Below are 22,014 nucleotides of genomic sequence, written 5' to 3'. Positions count from 1 at the left end.
ACAAGTGTTTACAAGTTTGTAACACCGATCAATCTTGCAGTTGTTTGCCTTTCTGAGATCACGTAGGATGATAGGAATAATTATCGACACGCCGTCCTGCGTTGCATCGGAGATACAATGAAACCACTATTTCGACTTATTGGGCTGATTTTTAAAGGGATTTGGAAAGTTATTACGTTTATTCGTCTCGCCATAACCAACCTTTTCTTTCTACTCAGTATTGCCGTTATCTACTTTCTATACCTAAGTGCCGACTCATCCGCTCCAGTGGTCAAACAACCGTCCGCCTTAATCGTCAATTTTTCAGGCCCGATTGTCGAGCAAAGTACCTCCCTTAATCCAATGGACTCTTTAACAGACTCGCTTTTAGGACGAGAAATACCTCGAGAAAATGTCCTATTTGAGATTGTTGAAACACTGCGTCATGCTAAAAACGACGACAACATCACTGGCTTAGTCTTAGCTTTACGTGACATGCCAGAAACCAATCTCACTAAGCTGCGTTATATTGCGAAAGCTATCAATGAATTTAAAGCTTCTGGTAAGCCAGTTTATGCGGTCGGTGATTTTTATAATCAAAGCCAATACTATTTAGCCAGCTACGCCGACAAAATTTATCTTGCTCCCGATGGCGCAGTGTTACTTCGTGGTTACAGTAGCTATAACCTTTACTACAAAAGCTTGTTAGATAAATTAAATGTCAATACGCACGTATTTCGAGTCGGTACTTACAAATCGGCTGTTGAACCTTTCATTCGTGATGATATGTCAGACCAAGCTCGTGAATCTGCCTCTCAATGGTTGAGCCAATTATGGGGGGCTTATATCGATGATGTTGCGACCAATCGCCATATTGACGCGCAAACTCTCAATCCAACGATGGACGAGTTTTTAGCGCTCATGAAACAGGCATCTGGAAATCTTGCCGATTTATCACTCAATATTGGCTTGGTCGATGAATTAGCGACCCGCCAACAAGTTCGTGCGCAATTGGCCGAAGTCTTTGGTCGTCATGGCGAAGACAGCTACAACGCGATCAGCTACGATCAATATCGTCCAACAGTGAAACCACGAACTCGACCTCAAGCGAAAGAGATCGCCGTTGTCGTCGCCAGTGGCGCGATCATGGATGGTAAACAATCACGCGGTAATGTCGGTGGGGATACCGTGGCCAGCTTACTGCGCCAAGCGCGCAATAACGATCAAGTCAAAGCGGTAATATTACGTGTCGATAGTCCTGGAGGCAGCGCGTTTGCCTCAGAAGTGATCCGTAACGAAATTGAAGCGCTTAAAGCCGCAGGTAAACCCGTCGTGGCATCCATGTCCAGTCTGGCGGCTTCTGGTGGTTATTGGATTTCGATGAGCGCTGACCATATTGTTGCTCAGCCAACCACCTTAACCGGCTCAATCGGCATTTTTAGTGTCATTACCACCTTTGAAAAAGGGCTTAACCATCTTGGTATTTATACTGATGGTGTCGGCACATCACCATTCTCTGGTGTAGGAGTCACGACTGGATTGAATGAAAAAGTCAAAGATGCCATTCAAATGGGCATCGAAAATGGCTATCAAAGGTTTATCTCTTTAGTCAGTGAACAACGTGGCTTATCAATAGAAGAGGTCGATAAAATAGCTCAAGGCCACGTCTGGACGGCAAAAGACGCTCAACAAGCAGGTTTAGTCGATACCTTGGGCGACTTTGATGATGCGGTGCAAATTGCGGCGAATCTCGCCCAATTAGAACACTACAACTTATATTGGATACAAGAGCCACTCACACCAGCACAACGTTTTATCAAAGGTCTGTTTAGCGAAGCGCATGCCCAGTTGGGGGTTAATCTTTCTGATCTTATTCCAAATGCGTTACAACCAACCACTCAGCAACTATTGCAAGATGCTAATTTATTAAATCAATTTAATGATCCTAAAGGATATTATGCATTTTGTTTGCCTTGCCAAATAGAATAGCTAGTACCTGTAAACGCGAAAGAGAACAGGAGTTAACCGTCTCTTTCTTGCGCAAAAACATCAAACCATAAAATAAGGGGCGCTTTGCAACAAGCGCCCCTTTTTATTGTAGTGGTTTTCGCTATAATTTTGGCTCTGTTCCCTACAATAAGCGTTGCCTCTATGACTAGAAAGCATATTTATATTGCCTACACAGGCGGTACCATTGGTATGAAAAAGTCGGATCACGGCTATGTTCCCGTGGCTGGATTTATGGAAAAGCAGCTAGCTGCCATGCCAGAGTTCCATCGTGATGAGATGCCAAAATTCACTATTCATGAATATGATCCTCTGATTGATTCTTCCGATATGACCCCTGAAGATTGGCAATTTATTGCCGATGATATTCGTGATAACTATGACAACTATGATGGCTTTGTTATTTTGCATGGTACGGATACCATGGCTTATACCGCATCAGCACTGTCATTTATGTTAGAGAACTTAGGCAAACCAGTGATCGTTACCGGTTCACAAATCCCTCTTGCCGAACTGCGCTCTGACGGTCAAGCCAACTTACTCAATTCGCTGCATCTTGCGGCCAATTATCCGATTAATGAAGTCACCCTATTTTTCAACAATCAGTTGATGCGTGGTAACCGAAGTACCAAATCGCATGCCGATGGTTTTAGCGCCTTTACTTCCCCAAATTTACCTCCCCTACTGGAAGCTGGAATCAATATTCAAATTAGTAAAGAGGTTACCGTAGGCGAGAAACCGGAAGGGGCATTTCGTGTACATAACATTACACCGCAACCAATCGGTGTGATCACTATGTATCCGGGCATTTCACACGAAGTGATCCGCAATACGTTACTGCAACCTGTCAATGCAATGATTCTTTTGACCTTTGGCGTCGGTAACGCACCACAAAACCCACAGTTGTTGGCGCACTTAAAAGAGGCCTCGGAACGAGGCGTGATTGTTGTCAACTTAACCCAATGTTTGGCCGGAAAGGTGAACATGGGAGGATACGCTACAGGCTGTGCGCTCGCAGAAGCCGGAGTGATCAGCGGTTATGATATGACCCCAGAAGCCGCCCTAGCCAAACTGCATTATCTACTCAGTCAAAATTTATCTTATCAAGAAATTAAGCACAAAATGCAGCAGGTGCTCCGTGGAGAGATGAGTTTATAAACTTATTTTATGCTCCATCATGATGAGCAGTCATTGGCCTCCGAATAAGAGGCCAATACTATGCCCGTAACGAGCAAGGGAATAAACAATAAAGACAATCTTTATTCTTGGTTTGGATTCACGCGAACAATATCTTCTTGCCCATCTTGGAAACGTTTTTTCAATTCTCGTTTCGATTTTAAGACCATTTCACCACCAACGCCTATACTCATATGGTCAGCTTCTACATTATGCCGAGATTGATACAACATCACAGCTTGCATACAAGAATCTCGCTGCGATTGAGAAAGTGGTGTACCTTCTGGCCACTTACCGGTTTCAACGGCAAACAGCAGACGCTGGTAGGCTTCCGGGGTGATAGCATCAACTAACTGATGGGTATCCATTATTTTTTCCTTGATGACGAAATGACTGAGCATAACTAGCACCACAACAATAGCGACCTAGCGTAGCGAGTCAACACCAGCCAAATAAATAAGCGTATTGGATCACAAGTGATGATAATGAATGGGATAAAAATTAGCATACTGCTTTTGATGACCGTACTACTGAACGGTTGCCTGGAAAATCGTAACAATACCGATAAACTGTGTAACGATAACCCAGGCCTTCAATGTGAAAAACTCAATTTAAACGATGGCCAATGTCGCTTACCGCGGACTGATTTAATCTGGCATCGTTTTGAAGTACTCAAAAACCCAACCGTCGATAATAAGTTAGAAGAATATCGACTCGTTCGGCTTTATCGTCAATGTTTAGAACTCGCCTCACAAATTCAAGTCCTTAACGACCCACTACTGACGCAAAATCGCTTTAATGCTTTGGTACATTCAGGGGATGAACTCGATAGATTAACCAAAGATCTTCGACAGATGCGCACCCCTCATGCGTTGTATTTTTTATGGAGTCAAACGGGTGATAATATTGCTCGCCGAGAATTTCTTCGTATGGAAGGCTCACCAGAATTAGACACAGCCGAGATGCAATACGCGCTTGCAACCTTCTATATTTCGCGCGATCGAGAAAAAACCATTCAACTGCTCACTCGAGCTTTAGAACTCAGTTCACCAAGAGCGATCAACTCTGAGATTTTTCAGTCACTGGCTAGTACCCATCAGGCGCTGGGTCATCAAGAACTCGCTTATTTATGGGCAATGGTGGGCAAGCAATTCGATGTCCCCATCGCCTCTGCTGCCGAAATGGCTCTCCTTTATCCCTTTAACGCAGAACAATTTCGACAATTAGATAATCAAGCCAATCAGTTGGCACGGACGATTCGACGGGGTGAGTTCTCTCGTCATAACGTCCCGGTTTTTAATGAACGCTAACATTGTAATATTTCAACCATCGATGACGAATTTTTACCCATTATTGCGGCTTTTTGGTGAAATTTAACGACACAGAATTAACGCAGAAGCGCTCCCCCGTCGTCGGTGGGCCATCGGGAAAAATATGCCCTAAATGACTATCACATTGCGCACAACGAATTTCAGTACGCGTCATTCCGTGACTGCGATCCTCTAAATAGCGAATTGATTCTGTGGTTAATGGCGCATCAAAGCTAGGCCAGCCGCAACCTGAATCATACTTGTTCTGAGAACTAAATAGTGGTGCTTCACAGCAAGTGCAGTGATAAATTCCCGTTTGTTTGTTATGCAGTAACTGACCACTGAAAGGCGCTTCGGTTCCCTGCTGACGACAGACATAATAGGCCTCTTCACTTAGGGTTTCACGCCAGTAATCATCAGGCTTGATGTTTTTTTTGCTGGAATCATTGATCGCCATTCTTATTCCTCTTGGTTTCACTCAACGCTGTGCTTTTTTATCTGAAAAACTTGCCTATTTTACGCTTTGTAGCACATACTTTCTTTCCGAAATTCGAGTGGTATTTCGCCTATAGCACCCGAAGCTAGGCTCACTATTCTACGTCAATTGGTAGGGATAAAAAGCAGCATCAAGTCTAAATATTAACCACTTGCAACTGATTGTTAAAAAAAACGATGCTTTTTTTTGACTTTAAACAAGTTAAGTCCGATTATCTGTTGCAGACATTTACTGGATTCTGTAATTTTACTACCAGTTATCTTTAATCAGAAATTAAGTTGTGGAGCAACTATAATGACTATCAAAGTAGGTATTAACGGTTTTGGCCGTATCGGCCGTTTTGTATTCCGTGCAGCACAAGAACGCAACGACATCGAAGTTGTAGGTATCAACGATCTTATCGATGTTGAATACATGGCTTACATGTTGAAATATGACTCAACTCATGGCCGTTTCAACGGTACTGTTGAAGTAAAAGATGGCAACCTAATCGTTAACGGTAAAACCGTTCGCGTTACTGCTGAACGCAACCCAGAAGATCTAAAATGGGACGCAATCGGTGTTGACGTTGTTGCAGAAGCCACTGGTCTATTCCTAGACGACGCGACTGCACGTAAGCACATCACTGCTGGTGCGAAGAAAGTAGTTCTAACTGGTCCTTCAAAAGACAAAACCCCAATGTTCGTAATGGGCGTTAACCACAACAGCTACGCTGGTCAAGACATCGTTTCTAACGCTTCTTGTACGACTAACTGTCTAGCGCCTATCGCTAAAGTACTGAACGACAAGTTTGGTATCGTGTCTGGTCTAATGACAACTGTTCACGCAACTACAGCGACTCAAAAAACTGTTGATGGTCCTTCTGCAAAAGACTGGCGCGGTGGCCGTGGTGCTTCTCAAAACATCATCCCATCTTCAACTGGTGCCGCTAAAGCAGTAGGCGTTGTTCTTCCAGAACTAAACGGCAAACTAACTGGTATGGCTTTCCGCGTACCAACCGCTAACGTTTCTGTTGTTGACCTAACCGTTAACCTAGAGAAAGGCGCTTCTTACGCTGAAATCTGTTCAGCAATGAAAGAAGCTTCTGAAGGCGAACTAAAAGGCGTACTAGGCTACACTGAAGATGCCGTTGTATCTCAAGACTTCATCGGTGAAGTACAAACTTCTGTATTCGATGCTAAAGCTGGTATCGCGCTAACTGATAACTTCGTTAAAGTTGTATCTTGGTACGACAACGAAATCGGTTACTCAAACAAAGTTCTAGACCTAATCGCTCACATTTCTAAGTAATGTCGTGATTAGCGAAGTCATTCGTTGAGCAACAAAATTAGCTAAAAGGCGGCCACAGTGTCGCCTTTTTCGTCTTTTCTATTCACGAGATCTTGTTCGCCCTTTACCATCGATATTAAGTGCTGAATGTCTTAATATCCAAACATCAGGAGCTTATCTTTATGGATTTACTACCACTTCCTAGCCTAACGGTACTTTCTGACTGCGTCACGATTGTTGAACAGGATAATGTAAAAATCGTCCGCGTTATTCATGATAAAGCGGTAGCCGGTATTGCGCTGCACGGTGGTCATGTCGTGTCTTTTCGACCTACCGGTCAAGATGATCTACTCTGGATGAGCAAAAAAGCAATTTTTGATGGCAAAACGGCACTACGTGGCGGAATACCCATTTGCTGGCCGTGGTTTGGCCGCTTAGCGACTCCAGCTCATGGCTTTGCTCGCTCAAGTCAATGGCAACTCATCGAACATCGGGAAAACGAGCAAGGGGTGATCGTCGTCCTTGGTCTCGACAGTAACCAGCAAACTCGCTCAGTATGGCCGCATGAATTCCAACTTCGTCTGTCTATCGAAATCTCTGATAGCTTAACCGTGCGTTTAACCATTACGAATACCGACCAAAAGGCATGGGCCTTTTCAGGGGCTCTGCACAGTTACTTAAATGTGGCTGATGTACGGGAGACAACCATTACCGGAATGGGCAGTGATTATATTGATAGTCTGCAAAACGATCAGTGGTGCCAAGGAGAGGAAACACTAACCCTGCGCGACAGCATTGACCGGGTTTATACGAAGCCGCAATCTCACATTCAAGTGCAGGATCATCAACGTCAGCGTACTCTAGTGGTAGACAATCAAGGGCATAACTCTGCTGTGCTTTGGAATCCGTGGGCACAAGGTGCTCAATCGATGGGAGATATGCAAGACGATGGTTATCTGACCATGCTTTGTGTCGAATCAACTTGGCATGCACCGAGTCTTACTGCAGGTAAGGTCTTACAACCGGGTGAAACTCACTGTCTAAGTACACGGATTACCGCTTAATCTTGATTAGGGCGATAGTAACGCCCTTTTTATTTCGAATAAATATCGCTAAACTTGCCGACTTGATTTTCTCTTCGAGAGCGTTATGACTTATCAATGCCCCTTGTGCCACCACTCGCTAACTCTTCATCAACGCAGCTATCACTGTGCGAATCATCATCAGTTTGATCAAGCTAAAGAAGGCTATGTCAATTTGATGCCAGTGCAGCATAAACGCTCCAAAGATCCTGGTGACAACAAAGCAATGATGCAGGCAAGACGACGCTTTCTCGATGGAGCGCATTATCACCCAATGCGCAGCGCAGTGAGCACTCTGTGCACTCGTTACTTAGTCAATACCAACCACCAATTACTCGATATTGGCTGTGGTGAAGGTTATTACACCCAATATATTGCTAGTGCGTTACTTGAACAACATCCACAAGCCAATGCCTATGGCCTAGATATCTCAAAAACAGCGATTCGTTTTGCTGCTAAACGTTACCCACAAGTGGACTTTGTTGTCGCCTCCAGCCATCGCTTACCGTTTGCCGATCAATCCTTAAATGCTATCGTGCGTATCTACGCGCCTTGTAAAACAGAAGAGCTGCAACGCGTTCTTGACGATAATGGCGTAGTCATAACCGTCACCCCTGCTGCTCGCCACCTTTATCAGCTCAAAGCGTTGATTTATCCGCAAGTGCAACTGCATGACGAAACAGCAGAAATCATCGATGGTTTTGAGCTAAAACATCAACAGCAACTGCACTATACTATGTCCCTTTCAGGGCCAGAGGCGTTTGATCTGCTACAAATGACGCCTTTTGCTTGGCGGGCAAGTGATCAACTACGTCACGATCTGCCATTAACGCCCCAGTTTGAGTGTGAGGCTGATTTTATGATTCGAGTTTATCAAAAGGTTTAATTGATAATAATTATCACTACATTGATAATTAACTTGGCCTCCAGTAGACTGCTGACTCATTATTGGAGGCTTTATGCGTATTTTTATCACCCTTGCATTATCAATATGGCTTATCGGCTGTAGCGCTTCGAACTCTCGTCAAATCAGTGACTTTTACGACTATCAACTGGCTTCGCCTCAAGGGGAATGGCTATCATTGTCCAATCTTCCCGATGCAGTGAAACAAGCAGACGTGATCTTAGTCGGAGAATGGCATACCCACAGTGCTATCCATAAGTTTCAAGCCGATTTACTGCGAACGTTGATTGAGCAACATCGCTCCATCGTCCTTTCTATGGAGCAATTTTCTCGAGATAGCCAACCTTATCTGAATCAATATTTACAAGGCGAGATTGGTGAGCAATACCTTATCGAGCAAAGTAACGCTTGGCCAAACTATGCCAGTGATTATCGTCCACTTGTTGAGTTAGCGAAACATCATCAAAGACCCATTATTGCCGCCAATGCGCCAAAAAATATGGTTCGTTGTATTGGCAAACAAGGCATTGAATATTTAGATAGGCTACCTAAAGAACAACGTAATTGGGTTGCAAAAGAAATTAACCTCAATGACTCTCCTTACAAAGCTCGTTTTATGGCCTCAATGCATCATGGTAAACCGGCTCAACATGAACAACAATTTGCCGCCCAAATGACTTGGGATGAGACCATGGCGGAAAGTATTGTCGATTATCTTGCCGCTTACCCACACCAACAAGTGCTACACATTGCCGGCGCTTTCCATATTCAGCAAGGGTTAGGTACTGCGGCGGCGATTCATCAACGTAACCCGAATTTAAGCATCGCGATCATCACCCCAACCAGTCAACTTACTGAACAATCAAGCGATTTTCAGTTACTCGTCCTGCCCATGCCGATTCGTTATCTACAACCGGCTCACCAATGGCAAGCGATTGAAAGACTCAAAAATCGCAACACAGATCTCAGTTGTGATTAAAATATCGACCAATTAATTTAACAGGCATACTGTTTGCTTATTAATCAACATTCGCCAAATGTGCAAAAAACGCACAAGTTTTCTTGCGCTTGGCCGATATGGGTATTATCGACACGATTTCACGCTATCGACAGCGTGTCATGGTACATAAGTTGCACTTGCTTATGTACCATAACTAAAGGTTAACGTCGTAAGGATATAAGTTAACCGATATAAAATCGGAGATCGACGAACTGCATTGCTGTTGATTAAGGAGAATAGAATGAATCCTGTTACCTCTGGTGCTCCACAGACCTATTCCGCCAACGGGACGGCTTCCTCTGTCACGCCGATGACTGCCGATAATACTCATGATCTTTCAGCCAAAGCAGAACCGAATAAAGTCACCCTATCTGAAGAGGGCAAAGCGCTGCTTGCGGCTTTGCAACAGTTCAATGACTCAGAGCATCAAGAGCAAGAACCTGAAGCCCAACCCAAATCAGGAACAGCCAAAGCCTTTACCTATGGTGCGCTAGGAATGGGACATCCTGATCAAACCACAGAACCTACGAATAAAGCCTATACCGCAGGAAAATACCTTTCTGCAGCAGCAAAAATTGGCGGCCTTGTACTTCTACTCGCTTGAATAGATTTGTGGCTTTATTTGCTCAACACGAGTCGGTACACTTAGCCGTTGTTGATTAATAGTAACGACTTGAAAGTCTCTGCAGTCGCAAATAAACAGCGCTTGGTCAAGAAAAGTCTTATCGGCTTAAAGTGCATAATGTAGTACTGAACTGCCGCCTTCAATTCGTATCGAAACACTACCTGATTGTATTGGACTAACCATGACACGACTATCTCTACAAGAGCAAATGCTCAAAGCGGGCCTTGTGAATGAAAAAAAACTTAAAAAAGCCCAAAAAAGTTCGAAGAAATCACGCGTACAAGCGCGAGAGGTAAAAGCCGCCGTTGAGGCAAATAAACAAGAGCAGATAGAACGTGATAAGGCGTTAAATAAACAGCAAAAAGAACAATTGCTGACCAAGGAAATTCGCGCTCAAGTGAAACAGTTAATTGAAATGAATAAACTGCCGCACAATAACGGCGATATTCAATATCACTTTACCGATGGAACTTTGGTCAAAAAACTCTACGTTGATAACCCTACTCGTGATCAACTCAGTAAAGGTCATCTCGCGATTGCTCGTTATGAAGAGAGTTACGCCATCATTCCTAATATCGTCGCTGAGAAAATTTGGCAACGTGATGAGAACAGTATTATTCCTCTACCAGAAGAAGATAAACAAGCCCATGATGAAGAAGACCCTTACGCTGATTTTGTCGTCCCTGATGATTTAATGTGGTAAAGCAGCAGAATAGACCCACTTATCGCCACCGTTCTTTGACTTTTAGCAATTACAATCACTCTCGATAATCAATCTATGATGGTCAATCGAACCTATTGCAGCAAGGCTGCAACAATAGGCAGAATTTAGATAAAAAAAAGGGCTCCGAGGAGCCCTGAATCGAAAAAAGTGATAGCAAAGGGGGAAAGGACTTTTGAGCTACAGGTGCGCTATAAGCTCTTTGGGTCTGAACCATTGCTGCCATTCAAACGCTGTAGTTCCCAACTCTACAGGTTTGAACTTTCACTTGACGCAGTACAACCCTTACAATACCGCGTATGACTTACATCCTGTATGTTATGTTGATCCGTCGACAAAAATGTACTGGTTATTACTCTGTGTTGTGTTTCGCAAACTATCCCACTATAGATTCACGCCCAACCTGTCTGAATACTTAACCCGAACCCACACCATCGAACCATAATGTGGGCATGTGATTACTATAAGTAATTCGATGTATCCATGTTGTATAGATAAAGCGTAGGCGTATATAATTTTTATAAAGAAAGAAGATCACGCATGATATATTCAAGTCCATCCGATACGAAGATGATGCGAGTCAGTGCTTAACCATCAAACCTCATCCACTAAACGATAACCCACCCCTGTTTCAGTAATAATGTGCTTTGGTTGAGCAGGAATATCTTCGATTTTATGACGCAATTGAGCGACGTGAATACGTACATAATGGTGATGCTCAATATAGTTACTGCCCCATACTTCTTTTAAAATTTGTTTATGAGTCAAAACTTTACCCATGTTTTTGGTCAGTAATTTAAGAATGTTGTATTCGGTTTTCGTTAACTTAACCACTTGTCCATCTTTGGTCACACGCTGTAAAGCTAAATCAATCACGACTCGACCAAATTGATACTGCACTAACTCCTGCTGATCGGGTTGTTCAAATAAACGCAAGGCAACCCGAATTCTTGCCAGCAATTCCTCACTCCCAAATGGCTTAGTCAAGTAATCGTTAGCACCAGCATCAAGGGCGAGTACTTTGTCCGTCTCTCGCTCTCGAGCTGAGATGATAATGATGGGGGTCTGTGTCCAGCTACGCAGCTCTTTGGTCAGCTCAATCCCATCTTTATCCGGTAATCCTAAATCTAATAAAATAAGATGGGGATTCCAATTGGCGATTAACGCAACCCCCTGCTCTGCCGATGAGGCGGTTTTGACCTGATATTGATAACCCGTGATCAGGACATTTAAAAAACGCTGAATAGGTGCTTCATCTTCAATAATTAAGATTTTTATTTCACTGTTCATACAGTTCCTTTAAATCATACAATCGACAAGGAATACTCACATTAAAACAGATGCCTCCGCCCGCAAGGTTATGCGCGCTGATCTCACCTCGGTGAGCTAAAACAATCACCTGACAAATTGCCAAGCCCAACCCAGTACCATCTTTTTGCTGATCATTGAGTCGATAAAATCGTTCAAAAATACGTATTAATTCTGGCTCCGGCACGCCCGGCCCATTATCCGCTACCGTTAAAATAAACCGTCCGTTAGTATAATCGGTCGTGATCGTAATTTGACTGCCTCGCGGAGTATACTTAATGGCATTTTCAAGTAAATTTAAAATAACTTGCTCAATCAGCAAACTGTCCAATTCCACCAACATCGGCGTACTGGTAAACTGAATGTGATGGAATGTCAGTCGCGAGTTCAGACTCGCTAATACGCTGCCAATCAGCTCTTCTGGCTCAACCCAATCAAGCTTAGGGACCAAAGCACCTGTGGTATAACGGGTAATGTCGAGCAATTTAGTTAAACTACGATTCAACCTCCGCCCTTGCTCGGCAATGGACTGTAATAGCTCATCTCGAATCGCCGAAGATAAAACAACACTGTTATCTGCTAAGGTCGTTGCCGCGCCAATAATCGTCCCTAAGGGTGTTTTAAGATCATGAGAAACTGACGCTAATAAGGTACTGCGCATCGATTCTAATTGATTGGCGGCCTCCACTTGAGCTAACGCTTGATTGGCCTGAGATCGCGCTAACGACAAACTCAATAAAGACAAAACCCAAGGCTCAACACGTTGTGGCGGCTGATCGGTTTGTATCACTAGTGCTCCCAACTCTCTCTCACGATCTTTTAGCCAATATACCGATGCCGCTGATAACGGCTGATTAGGCTGCCAACTGTCGATATCTGGCAAAGTCCATTTGTCATGCTGGGCGACCAGTCGCCAGTCTGGGGAAGACAAAAACACAGCGCCACGTAATGCTGACTCTTTACTCAAAAACTGTACCGTTGCTTGCGCGATTTGCTCACTAGTGCGCAGCGCCGAAAGATGGCAAGCTAACTGGTAATATTTTTTATGCTTATATTGCAAGCGTTTATTTTTCTGTATTTCCTTCCGTTGTGACTGTGTTATATTGATCGCGAATATCCCACTAAAGACCATCACCGCATAAGTAATGATGTGCTGTGCATTCTGAAATCGGAACGAATGATAATCCGGTAACAGAAAGTAATGAAAGATAATGACCCCAGCTAAAGTCATTATATAAGCATAGCTAGGCCGAAGTACCGATGCGCTTAAGATGTTGAGTAATAAGAACAACATCGCCATATCGGTCTCTATCATAGCTTGACGGTAAATCACCCCGATGACGGTTATCAAACCGTACAGCAATATTAGTATGATGATTTTATATCCATCGTACTTTTTCAGCATGTTCTGCATCTTAACCATTTTATTTCTCGTGTTTTCGTCACGTTATGTGAGGGAATCATACTTGTTTAGCCTTAAGTCACAACCATTGTGATTAACCAGAGGTTCCAGAGTGATGAATTGGATTACTGATGCTAATACCGCGGTAGCTCAAGTTGCTTACCAATTGAGTGAAGTGATCGCCGTTTACCCGATCACCCCAAGCACAACTATGGCAGAAAAATGTGAGTCATGGGCAGCACAAAAACGGCCTAATCTTTTAGGGGAAGTGCCTCAGCTGATTGAAATGCAATCGGAAGCAGGAACCATTGCTGTTGTACATGGCAGCGCAATGAGTGGGGCGTTAGCAACAACCTTTACCTCATCACAAGGTTTATTATTGATGATACCAACCTTATATAAACTGGTTGGTGAACTCACGCCATGTGTGATTCATGTTGCGGCGCGTGCTTTAGCCACTCATGCTTTATCAATTTTTTGTGATCATTCAGATGTGATGAGCGTGAGACAGACCGGTGTTGCCATGTTATGTGCAACGGATGGCCAGCAAGCGCAAGATATGGCGTTGATTGCGACGCTTTCTTCTTTGCGTTGTCGGTTACCGTTTATTCATTTTTTTGATGGATTTATCACTTCACATGCTCTGACCAATCTTATTCCTCTCGATGAGCAAACCATTAAGCAATTACTTTCCGGTGATGATCTACTTGCGTTTCGTCAGCGAGCCTTAACCCCTGATAGGCCAAGCCTACGTGGTGCAACCGCAGACAGTGATAGCTATTTCCAATGCCGAGAAGCGCAAAATAGCTATCATCAACAAACGCCATCTATCGTACAAAGCATCATGGATGACTTTGCCGCGCATACTGGACGACAATATCATTTAGTCAGCTATACTGGTCACCCACAAGCGACTCAGGTTATTGTGGCACTTGGTTCAGTCACCGAAACCCTGAAAAGCTATGTTGATCAACAGGTCAATCTCGGCCAGAAAATTGGCGTGATCAGCATACATCTTTATCGCCCCTTCCCCAGTGAAGCGCTATTAGAAGCCCTGCCAAATACCGTGCAACAAATCGCAGTGCTAGACAGAACCAAAGAGCCAGGATCGAGCGGAGAACCGTTATATCTTGATGTATTACATGCATTACAAACCCTGCCTCGCTCGATTACTTTATATCGTGGTCGATACGGGTTAGCCGGAAAGCCCTTTTATCCTGAAGATGCTGAGCAAATTTTTAATATGCTTTCGGCTCCTCAAGCGCAACAAAAAAGAGAATTTGTGATCGGTATTTCCGATGACAAGACACATCTCAACTTACCTATCGCCCAACTCACTCATAATGACGACCATTTACAACAAGTGCTGATGTATGGTTATGGGGGAGATGGCAGCGTTTCCGCTGGGAAAAATGTGCTTAAGGTTTTAGGTCAACATTATCAATCGAACGTCAATGCGCAATTTGAGTACGATTCAAAAAAATCACGGAATATTACCACCACTCACTTACGTTTTTCATCACAGCCGATTCGAACGCCTTATCCAATCCGTCAAGCGCAGCTCATTTCACTGAGCCAAGAAGGATTATTACGGGATATAGACATCAGTATTCACCTCGCTCATCGTGCCATTTTACTGATCAATACCAATAAAACAGGCAGTGAGCTGTGGTATAAACTTCCGACGTCACTACAAGCCGTAATTCAAGCGAAACAAATTCGCGTGATCACCCTTGATGCCGATCAACTGGTGGCAAAACATCAGCTTAACAATAAAACCAGTGTGGTCATGCAGGTCGCCACCACCCTACTGTTAACCAATCAACAAGATAACCAAGCCCTGCTTACCCAACTGCGCAACCTATGTGAACAACAGTTGCAAGGAAAATCGGCCGAGCTGATTACACGAAGTATTGCGTGTATCGAAGCCACACCAGAGAATATTAATTACAATCCTTTTGCTGCTCATGTCGCCTCTAGCTTTATCGCCCCTAAGCCATGTGCTTCTGCAGAGCCCTTATCGTTAGTTGAACAACTGCTCGCTAGACAAGGAAATAGCTTGCCAGTGTCTGCCTTTCCCGCAGATGGCTGCTGGCTAACCAACACATCGCATCTCGAAAAAAGAGACATTTCCGAGCAGCTACCTGTCTGGTCGGAAGATTTATGCACTCAATGCGGTTACTGCGTCGCGATTTGTCCGCACTCAGCCATTCGAGCGAGAATTGTCGAACCAACAGAAGGCGAAGATTTATCACCATTAAAAACCATGCCTTACCGCTCTCGTCATCAACCAGATGCTATCTATACTTTGCAAGTATCACCCAACGATTGTACTGGCTGTCAGCTGTGCGCGAACGTTTGTCCGGGTAAAGATAAGAAAAATCCTGAACGTAAATCCTTGATGATGGTCGCCAAACCCGATTGTTACGATCAGGAGGTAGGTCAATTTGAACGCTTTGAAGCCTTACCAACACAAAATATTTATCAACAAGAACGTATTGATGTCAAAACGCTTCAACATGTTGAGCCTTACTTTGAATACCCTAATGCCTGCGCTGGATGTGGCGAAACCGCTTATATTCGAACCCTAACTCAACTGTTTGGGGATAGACTATACATTGCTAACGCAACCGGATGCTCTTCTATCTTTGGTGGTAACTTACCGACAACACCTTATAGTCAAAATGCGGATCGACGAGGGCCGGCATGGGCCAATAGCTTATTTGAAGATAATGCCGAGTTTGGTCTGGGTATGAAACTGGCTGTCAAAGCCCTTCAATCACGAGCAGAGCATGTATTAGCCCAACAAGGAGGTTCGGATAACATTCAAGCGTTGAATATTCCTGAACGTCGCCAGCAAATTCAAGCTTTGCAAAATCAGATTGAAGCACAACCTCAACATGCTGAGCTGCATCTTCTTTTGGATTACTTAGTCGAAAAACAAGTATGGCTAATCGGTGGTGATGGCTGGGCCTACGATATTGGATTCGGTGGACTCGATCATGTACTAAGAAGTGGTGAAAATATCAACATATTAGTGCTTGATACTCAATGCTACGCCAATACTGGGGGACAAAAGTCTAAATCAACCCCACAAGGCCAAACGGCGAAATTATGCAGCGAGCCTAATCCAAATCCAGCGAAAGATTTGATTGAGCTTTACCGCCACGTCCCCGGTGTTTATGTGGCCAGAATTGCACTCGCGGCTAATATGAATCACACCATTAAGACCTTAAAAGCCGCGGGTGAACACCAAGGTCCATCTTTAGTGATCGCATACTCACCCTGTATTGAACACAATTATGACTTAGCACACAGCGCCGAGTTTACTCGCAACTTAGTTAAAAGTGGCGACTGGCCACTCTATGCCGAAGTCGGAGGAAAAGTTACTGAATAACAGCGATAAAACTCAAACCAGCCAGCATAAATATCACTTTACTGGTTGGTTTGAGCCAGTTAAGGAAATAAAAATGCCTTTTTTGCTCGCATTTTATTCACTTGAAATCGAAGGGACTTTACAAGCACTAAGAAGCCTTATATTATTCGCGCCACACGGAGAGATGGCTGAGTGGTTGAAAGCACCGGTCTTGAAAACCGGCGATGGTTAATAGCTATCCTAGGGTTCAAATCCCTATCTCTCCGCCACATTCTAAGCCCCTGAGTAATCAGGGGCTTTTCTCGTTTTAAGATGATCAAATGTCACCTAATACAAATAGGTGATACATATGTATTTGATTAAATTGAGCAATAACGTGTTTTATACACGTATTTCCACTCCTGTTGCACTACAGACTTCTCTTGGTTATCCAAGAGAGATTCGTCTCTCAATCTTTATCAAGGACACTGTAGTGGTCAACTAAAATTCGTTCCTTTATCAAGGACACACACCTACATTTTTCTCTTGGCCATAATGCTGCCTGTAAGGGTTTAGTGTTCGTTACTACCGGACTTCAAGGTTGCTGCTGGCCATGACCCAGTTTGCAAAGCGCTTAAAAGGACATACACTTATAAATCCATTCGATAACGCTGTGATCGATTTAAAAACTAACCTTGATGTGCGATTCAGAAACGGCCTTACTTAGATATAAAAGTAAAACATCAAATAGTTGGGTGATTTCAAAAGAAGGGACTACCACCAGCACAATTACTGGCTCGTTTTTACTAGACTTTAGCAGTTGTTAGGTTGCTTATTCCAAGAGATAAAGCTGTACTCTTTGTTTTTTCAGAAGCACTTTCGCTATTACCGCCTGAGGCCGAGTACCGATAGCTGTCGCGCGCGACTTCTCTAGACTAGTGCAGATTTTTAGCCAATCCCTTGAATTAAAACTTAACCGTGACAGGATATTTGGCATTTTATCGCTCATCGACGCTTTGCCGTCTCGATATTGGCGAGCGGTCCAGTCAACCAACTCTAAATAATCCATCAGACGAAAAGGGATCCCCTCTCGCGGCTCATTAGTTGGGTTACCAATAAAGGGATGCAAACAAGGCGCTGTCGCTAAATTTTTATTTAGTGCATCTATTCTGGCTTTTATCGAAGTAAATTCACCAGTTTCTAGGGTATCAGCGATCCCCGCTCGAATCGGATTTAAATCAACATAAGCCATTGCCGCTACCAATGCTTTTTCATCAAGTAGTGCTTGGCTTTTGAAACGGCTCTCCCAAAAGTGTCCAGTGCAATTGTCTTCCCTGTTCGCTTTACAAGCAATGTCGTAATTAAGCTCTTTCATAAACCAGCTCAAGCTCGATAACCTTGCCCGCCAAACTTCAATTAGTTCAATGCAGCGCGTTTGTTCAGCTAGGCTAGTGAGTTGTTTACTTTGCCAACGTTGAATCAAAAACGGTAGCTTGTGCACTTGGCTCCAACGTTCAACGACTTCATGAAATGTGAGTTTTAATGCTCTATTTTGGTTAATATTTACAACCAGATGATAATGATTACTCATAATGGCGTATGCACAAATATCAATGCAATAGACGTTCGTTAACGAATAGATTTTTTGTTCTATCCATTCTCTGCGATGTTCATAACAACGATTGGTCAACGTATCTTTTCCGCATAAAAAGCTACGCCTCACGCAGCGAGAAACGCAGTGATAATAAGATGTTACATCCGTAGAAACCAGTTGTTGTCGAGCGGTGGTCAAAGTAGTGTCCTCCATTAAACGTGAAGGAACCTTAGCAATAAATGATGCATAAATGTGCTACCGAATCACCAAAAGACTAAAAATCATTCTTTTTTCATACTTTTGGTGTGTGTCCTTTTAAAGGTCTTGATAATAAGATGTTACATCCGTAGAAACCAGTTGTTGTCGAGCGGTGGTCAAAGTAGTGTCCTCCATTAAACGTGAAGGAACCTTAGCAATAAATGATGATTAAATGTGCTATCAAATCACCAAAAGACTAAAAATCATTCTTTTTTCATACTTTTGGTGTGTGTCCTTTTAAAGGATTCTTTTAAAGGATTCATATGTCCTTTTAAAGGAGGTATAAGATCAATTTAAACGCGACTGACGAGAATACTTATGACGATAACCTTGGCCACGATTAACCTGTTTAACTACTTAGAGCCGCCCAACGCATTTTATCAATTTGATAATATATACACCAATGAACAGTGGCAGAAAAAAAACGCTTGGTTTGCAACTAAAATCCAGCAGTTGAACGCGGATGTGATTGGTTTTCAAGAAGTGTTCAGTTTTGCAGCGCTACGCCAACAAATGAATGCTCTGGGTTACCCGCACGTGGTGTGTGTCGATAGTCCAATGATTGAAGATGACTACATTTATCGCCATCCAGTGGTCGCGCTGGCTTCTCGTTACCCTTTAACCCAAGTAAGCCCATTACAAGCTGTTCTCCCTGAGCAAAACCAAGCGTTCAGTTTTCATCGTATTCCTCTGCACGCGACGATTGAAGTCCCAAAACTTGGGGCTATCGATGTGTATGTCGTGCACTTTAAATCTCAGCGCGCTACGGAAGCCGCCCAAGCCCCGAACAATCTGGTGGAAGAATGGCAACAAGAAACTCTTGGCCGTTGGTTATCTACCGTGCAGCGTGGCTTTGAAGTCAATTTAACCCATCAATATATTATTCATACTCGCCAAAAAACTCAGCGCCCGTTTGTACTAATGGGGGATTTTAATAAGCCTTTGCATCATGAAGAGTTTCAAGGTTTGATGTCTCAAGCTTTGTATCGTAAACCAGAAACGCAAGATCCTCTGAGTGATTATGTGTTTTACGACAGTTGGGATATCTATAGCGAAGCAACCGGGCAAATGCGCCAAGCGACTTATTATGCAGGGGCCACGGGATCGGTGCTCGACTACATTCTACTTTCCGCCGACTTTTCTCCCTTATCAACAGCCCCTAAAGGCAATATCAGCGGCTATACGGTTTTGGATCAGCATTTAGTTAACCCAAGTTTTGCTGATGATAGTTTTAGTACCGATCATGCTTTGGTGGCGGTGACAATCACAGTTTAGCTGTTAGTCACCCTCTATTAGGCAAAACCTAGCCCTGAGCGCTTTCTCTCCGACAAAAACCTCATACAAGCTTTGCTCTGCGGCGGCTTTTAGTCTTTAATATCGTCAAAGAAAATTTAAAGATAGGAATGCAATATGTCGTCGGATTTTTACGGTTCGAGTGCCAATTACGCACGTAAAGAAAGTGGTTACCGAGAAAAAGCGCTCAAACTTTACCCATGGGTATGTGGTAAATGTGCTCGGGAATTTGTGTACTCCAACTTGCGCGAGTTAACCGTGCACCATAAAGATCATGATCACACCAATAATCCGGAAGATGGCAGCAATTGGGAGCTGCTATGCTTATATTGTCACGATCATGAGCATTCAAAGTATCTCGAACATGAACGTTACGGCGTTGAGTCAACCGCTAAGCTTGATGAGCACCAAAGCGCGACTTACAACCCGTTTGCCGATTTAGCTAAAATGATGAAAAAATAACTAGACGACTGGTCTAGTTATTTTTATAGTGTCGTCATGAACATGAAAACCAATGATACTCGTCAACATATTTTAGATGTCGGCTACCAACTGGTGGTGAGTAAAGGCTTTACCAATGTTGGCCTATCTGAATTGTTAAAAACCGCTGACGTACCAAAAGGCTCGTTTTATCATTACTTTAAATCGAAAGAGCAATTTGGCGAGGCATTAATCAATGATTACTTTGCTGATTACTCACAGCGAATTCATGACCTATTTGCCGACCAACACGGCACCGCTTACCAGCGATTAATGCGCTATTGGCAATACTGGCATGAGCAAAGTGAAGGTCAGTGCCATGCGCAGCGTTGTTTAGTGGTGAAGTTAAGTGCTGAAGTCGCTGATCTTTCTGATGCGATGCGCATCGCACTATTGAATGGGGCGAATGCCATTATCCATGCGATTGCTCAATGTATTGAGCAAGGGGTCAATGAAGGCTCAATTTACGTTCAGCACAGCCAGCTAACCGCTGAGCTGTTATATAATTTGTGGATTGGCGCGAGCCTGCTGAGTAAACTTCGTCAAGATAATCAAGGGCTTGCTCAAGCACTTATCACCACCGAGCAAATATTACAAGGCAAACCCGTAAGTTAAACCAGTGGCTTGTCTATATAGAATACCGCTATTTCGATAGCGGTTTTTTACCCACGAAAATTAGACGACTGGTCTAATTTAATAACTGGAATTTGATGTATGACTCAAACGATCAACCGCCAAATCGTACTGGCTTCTCGGCCACATGGTGCCCCGACTGACAGTAACTTTCGTTTACAACACGTGGCCAAACCAACTCCTGCGCAAGGTGAAGTATTACTGCGCACCATTTACCTTTCTCTCGACCCTTATATGCGTGGACGCATGAGCGATGCTAAATCCTATGCTGAACCTGTTGCGATTGATGATGTGATGGTCGGCGGCACTGTATGCCAAGTTGAAACCTCGCATCACCCAGACTTTACTGTTGGTGAGTGGGTGCTTGCTTATACTGGTTGGCAAGATTACGCCATCTCCAATGGTGAAGGCATATTGAAACTGGGGCGAGATCCGATAACCCCTTCCTATGCATTAGGCGTGATGGGGATGCCCGGTTTTACCGCTTACATGGGACTACTGGATATTGGTCAGCCTAAAGCAGGGGAAACCTTGGTTGTCGCCGCAGCAACTGGCCCTGTTGGCGCAACCGTCGGCCAGATTGGCAAAATCAAAGGTTGTCGCGTAGTCGGTATTGCAGGCGGAGAAGAAAAATGCCGTTATGCCAAACAAGTACTGGGATTTGATGAGTGTCTTGATCACAAAGCGGATGATTTTGCTCAGCAACTCGCCCAAGCCTGCCCACAAGGCATCGATGTTTACTATGAGAATGTTGGCGGCAAAGTCTTTGATGCGGTATTACCGCTGCTGAATACTTCAGCTCGCGTTCCTGTTTGTGGTTTAGTTTCCCAATATAACGCGACCGCGCTACCTACTGGCCCCGACCGCTTACCACTACTGATGGGCACTCTACTCACTAAGCGCATTCGTATGCAAGGCTTTATCATCTTTGATGATTACGGCGATCGTTATAGCGAATTTGCCCGCGAAATGAGTCAATGGCTTAGCCAAGGAAAAATCCACTACCGCGAGCAAGTCATCTCCGGTTTAGACAATGCACCACAAACCTTTATCGGTTTACTGGAAGGTAAAAACTTTGGCAAAGTGGTGATTGAAGTCAATCAACCACTTTCAATCTAAAAG

At 43.7% G+C, this 22,014-nt stretch carries 19 protein-coding genes and 1 tRNA gene; 15 read left to right on the top strand and 5 right to left on the bottom strand.

Annotation, left to right across the window (positions count from 1 at the left end; genetic code table 11):
• The first annotated feature begins 117 nt into the window (after nt 1-117).
• Both sppA and ansA read left to right on the top strand, forming a co-directional pair.
• Entirely contained in the window at nt 118-1,968 is a 1,851-nt protein-coding gene (gene sppA / locus VIB_RS04820) for a signal peptide peptidase SppA (RefSeq protein ID WP_004394860.1), read from the top strand.
• 162 nt (nt 1,969-2,130) lie between these two features.
• On the top strand, nt 2,131-3,144 hold the full coding sequence (ansA, locus tag VIB_RS04815; protein ID WP_040904172.1) for an asparaginase: 1,014 nt from the start codon (nt 2,131-2,133) through the stop codon (nt 3,142-3,144).
• 101 nt (nt 3,145-3,245) lie between these two features.
• Here ansA and VIB_RS04810 read toward each other — a convergent pair whose 3' ends face one another.
• Complete coding sequence (locus VIB_RS04810) at nt 3,246-3,530, bottom strand: YeaC family protein (protein WP_004394858.1); 285 nt, start codon at nt 3,528-3,530, stop codon at nt 3,246-3,248.
• Between the two features lie 117 nt (nt 3,531-3,647).
• On the opposite strand from VIB_RS04810, the gene VIB_RS04805 reads away from it, so the two are divergent.
• Nucleotides 3,648-4,472, top strand: a complete 825-nt coding sequence (locus VIB_RS04805) for a DUF2989 domain-containing protein (RefSeq protein ID WP_040904745.1) — start codon at nt 3,648-3,650, stop codon at nt 4,470-4,472.
• 40 nt (nt 4,473-4,512) lie between these two features.
• On the opposite strand, the gene msrB is transcribed toward VIB_RS04805, so the two are convergent.
• Nucleotides 4,513-4,929 carry a peptide-methionine (R)-S-oxide reductase MsrB gene (gene msrB, locus VIB_RS04800; RefSeq protein WP_040904171.1) on the bottom strand — a complete coding sequence of 139 codons (417 nt, stop codon included), beginning with the start codon at nt 4,927-4,929 and terminating at the stop codon, nt 4,513-4,515.
• A 333-nt stretch (nt 4,930-5,262) separates the two neighbouring features.
• On the opposite strand from msrB, the gene gap reads away from it, so the two are divergent.
• From gap to VIB_RS04770, 6 genes are all read left to right on the top strand, one after another.
• Nucleotides 5,263-6,258, top strand: a complete 996-nt coding sequence (gene gap, locus VIB_RS04795; protein ID WP_004394856.1) for a type I glyceraldehyde-3-phosphate dehydrogenase — start codon at nt 5,263-5,265, stop codon at nt 6,256-6,258.
• Nucleotides 6,259-6,419: 161 nt separating this feature from the next.
• Nucleotides 6,420-7,301 (top strand): D-hexose-6-phosphate mutarotase, encoded by an 882-nt coding sequence (locus VIB_RS04790; RefSeq protein WP_004394855.1) that lies wholly within the window; start codon nt 6,420-6,422, stop codon nt 7,299-7,301.
• A gap of 85 nt (nt 7,302-7,386) precedes the next feature.
• Entirely contained in the window at nt 7,387-8,205 is an 819-nt protein-coding gene (gene rlmA / locus VIB_RS04785) for a 23S rRNA (guanine(745)-N(1))-methyltransferase (RefSeq protein ID WP_004394854.1), read from the top strand.
• A gap of 73 nt (nt 8,206-8,278) precedes the next feature.
• Complete coding sequence (locus VIB_RS04780; protein ID WP_004394853.1) at nt 8,279-9,202, top strand: ChaN family lipoprotein; 924 nt, start codon at nt 8,279-8,281, stop codon at nt 9,200-9,202.
• A 262-nt stretch (nt 9,203-9,464) separates the two neighbouring features.
• Nucleotides 9,465-9,827, top strand: coding sequence for a hypothetical protein (locus VIB_RS04775; protein ID WP_004394852.1), 363 nt, complete (start codon nt 9,465-9,467; stop codon nt 9,825-9,827).
• Between the two features lie 202 nt (nt 9,828-10,029).
• Nucleotides 10,030-10,551 (top strand): DUF2058 domain-containing protein, encoded by a 522-nt coding sequence (locus tag VIB_RS04770; protein ID WP_004394851.1) that lies wholly within the window; start codon nt 10,030-10,032, stop codon nt 10,549-10,551.
• A gap of 612 nt (nt 10,552-11,163) precedes the next feature.
• On the opposite strand, the gene VIB_RS04765 is transcribed toward VIB_RS04770, so the two are convergent.
• Nucleotides 11,164-11,859 carry a response regulator gene (locus VIB_RS04765; protein ID WP_004394850.1) on the bottom strand — a complete coding sequence of 232 codons (696 nt, stop codon included), beginning with the start codon at nt 11,857-11,859 and terminating at the stop codon, nt 11,164-11,166.
• A complete protein-coding gene (locus tag VIB_RS04760; protein WP_004394849.1) occupies nt 11,849-13,300 on the bottom strand; it encodes a sensor histidine kinase in 1,452 nt (483 codons plus the stop codon). Before VIB_RS04760 ends, VIB_RS04765 begins: the two co-directional genes overlap by 11 nt.
• A gap of 94 nt (nt 13,301-13,394) precedes the next feature.
• Here VIB_RS04760 and nifJ point away from each other — a divergent pair, with 94 nt between their 5' ends.
• Both nifJ and VIB_RS04750 read left to right on the top strand, forming a co-directional pair.
• Complete coding sequence (gene nifJ, locus VIB_RS04755) at nt 13,395-16,676, top strand: pyruvate:ferredoxin (flavodoxin) oxidoreductase (protein ID WP_004394848.1); 3,282 nt, start codon at nt 13,395-13,397, stop codon at nt 16,674-16,676.
• Nucleotides 16,677-16,833: 157 nt separating this feature from the next.
• Nucleotides 16,834-16,924 (top strand) — tRNA-Ser (locus VIB_RS04750).
• A 542-nt stretch (nt 16,925-17,466) separates the two neighbouring features.
• Here the strand turns inward: VIB_RS04750 and VIB_RS04745 are convergent.
• Nucleotides 17,467-18,441 carry a transposase gene (locus tag VIB_RS04745; protein WP_004394847.1) on the bottom strand — a complete coding sequence of 325 codons (975 nt, stop codon included), beginning with the start codon at nt 18,439-18,441 and terminating at the stop codon, nt 17,467-17,469.
• A gap of 363 nt (nt 18,442-18,804) precedes the next feature.
• Between VIB_RS04745 and VIB_RS04740 the strand changes: the two genes are divergently transcribed.
• The 4 genes from VIB_RS04740 to VIB_RS04725 all read left to right on the top strand — a co-directional run bounded on the left by VIB_RS04740 (nt 18,805) and on the right by VIB_RS04725 (nt 22,011).
• Entirely contained in the window at nt 18,805-19,761 is a 957-nt protein-coding gene (locus VIB_RS04740) for an endonuclease/exonuclease/phosphatase family protein (protein WP_004394846.1), read from the top strand.
• 135 nt (nt 19,762-19,896) lie between these two features.
• The gene (locus tag VIB_RS04735) at nt 19,897-20,241 is read left to right on the top strand and encodes a YajD family HNH nuclease (protein ID WP_004394845.1); all 345 of its coding nucleotides are present in this window, start codon (nt 19,897-19,899) and stop codon (nt 20,239-20,241) included.
• Nucleotides 20,242-20,277: 36 nt separating this feature from the next.
• Nucleotides 20,278-20,874, top strand: a complete 597-nt coding sequence (locus tag VIB_RS04730; protein WP_004394844.1) for a TetR/AcrR family transcriptional regulator — start codon at nt 20,278-20,280, stop codon at nt 20,872-20,874.
• Between the two features lie 99 nt (nt 20,875-20,973).
• Complete coding sequence (locus tag VIB_RS04725; protein WP_004394843.1) at nt 20,974-22,011, top strand: NADP-dependent oxidoreductase; 1,038 nt, start codon at nt 20,974-20,976, stop codon at nt 22,009-22,011.
• The last annotated feature ends 3 nt before the right edge of the window (nt 22,012-22,014 follow it).

Source organism: Vibrio metschnikovii CIP 69.14, assembly GCF_000176155.1.
GTDB lineage: Bacteria > Pseudomonadota > Gammaproteobacteria > Enterobacterales > Vibrionaceae > Vibrio > Vibrio metschnikovii.
Note: the sequence above shows the minus strand (reverse complement) of the source record. Positions and strands in the feature narration are given on the sequence as shown.

What these genes read in the sequence shown, in the direction of transcription:
- nifJ (WP_004394848.1), top strand. Translation starts at nt 13,395, where the DNA reads ATGAATTGGATTACTGATGCTAATACCGCGGTAGCTCAAGTTGCTTAC.
- VIB_RS04770 (WP_004394851.1), top strand. Translation starts at nt 10,030, where the DNA reads ATGACACGACTATCTCTACAAGAGCAAATGCTCAAAGCGGGCCTTGTG.
- VIB_RS04735 (WP_004394845.1), top strand. Translation starts at nt 19,897, where the DNA reads ATGTCGTCGGATTTTTACGGTTCGAGTGCCAATTACGCACGTAAAGAA.
- VIB_RS04805 (WP_040904745.1), top strand. Translation starts at nt 3,648, where the DNA reads ATGAATGGGATAAAAATTAGCATACTGCTTTTGATGACCGTACTACTG.
- VIB_RS04725 (WP_004394843.1), top strand. Translation starts at nt 20,974, where the DNA reads ATGACTCAAACGATCAACCGCCAAATCGTACTGGCTTCTCGGCCACAT.
- VIB_RS04730 (WP_004394844.1), top strand. Translation starts at nt 20,278, where the DNA reads ATGAACATGAAAACCAATGATACTCGTCAACATATTTTAGATGTCGGC.
- VIB_RS04780 (WP_004394853.1), top strand. Translation starts at nt 8,279, where the DNA reads ATGCGTATTTTTATCACCCTTGCATTATCAATATGGCTTATCGGCTGT.
- msrB (WP_040904171.1), bottom strand. Translation starts at nt 4,929, where the DNA reads ATGGCGATCAATGATTCCAGCAAAAAAAACATCAAGCCTGATGATTAC.
- VIB_RS04760 (WP_004394849.1), bottom strand. Translation starts at nt 13,300, where the DNA reads ATGGTTAAGATGCAGAACATGCTGAAAAAGTACGATGGATATAAAATC.
- VIB_RS04790 (WP_004394855.1), top strand. Translation starts at nt 6,420, where the DNA reads ATGGATTTACTACCACTTCCTAGCCTAACGGTACTTTCTGACTGCGTC.
- sppA (WP_004394860.1), top strand. Translation starts at nt 118, where the DNA reads ATGAAACCACTATTTCGACTTATTGGGCTGATTTTTAAAGGGATTTGG.
- VIB_RS04765 (WP_004394850.1), bottom strand. Translation starts at nt 11,859, where the DNA reads ATGAACAGTGAAATAAAAATCTTAATTATTGAAGATGAAGCACCTATT.
- VIB_RS04775 (WP_004394852.1), top strand. Translation starts at nt 9,465, where the DNA reads ATGAATCCTGTTACCTCTGGTGCTCCACAGACCTATTCCGCCAACGGG.
- ansA (WP_040904172.1), top strand. Translation starts at nt 2,131, where the DNA reads ATGACTAGAAAGCATATTTATATTGCCTACACAGGCGGTACCATTGGT.
- VIB_RS04745 (WP_004394847.1), bottom strand. Translation starts at nt 18,441, where the DNA reads ATGGAGGACACTACTTTGACCACCGCTCGACAACAACTGGTTTCTACG.
- rlmA (WP_004394854.1), top strand. Translation starts at nt 7,387, where the DNA reads ATGACTTATCAATGCCCCTTGTGCCACCACTCGCTAACTCTTCATCAA.
- gap (WP_004394856.1), top strand. Translation starts at nt 5,263, where the DNA reads ATGACTATCAAAGTAGGTATTAACGGTTTTGGCCGTATCGGCCGTTTT.
- VIB_RS04740 (WP_004394846.1), top strand. Translation starts at nt 18,805, where the DNA reads ATGACGATAACCTTGGCCACGATTAACCTGTTTAACTACTTAGAGCCG.
- VIB_RS04810 (WP_004394858.1), bottom strand. Translation starts at nt 3,530, where the DNA reads ATGGATACCCATCAGTTAGTTGATGCTATCACCCCGGAAGCCTACCAG.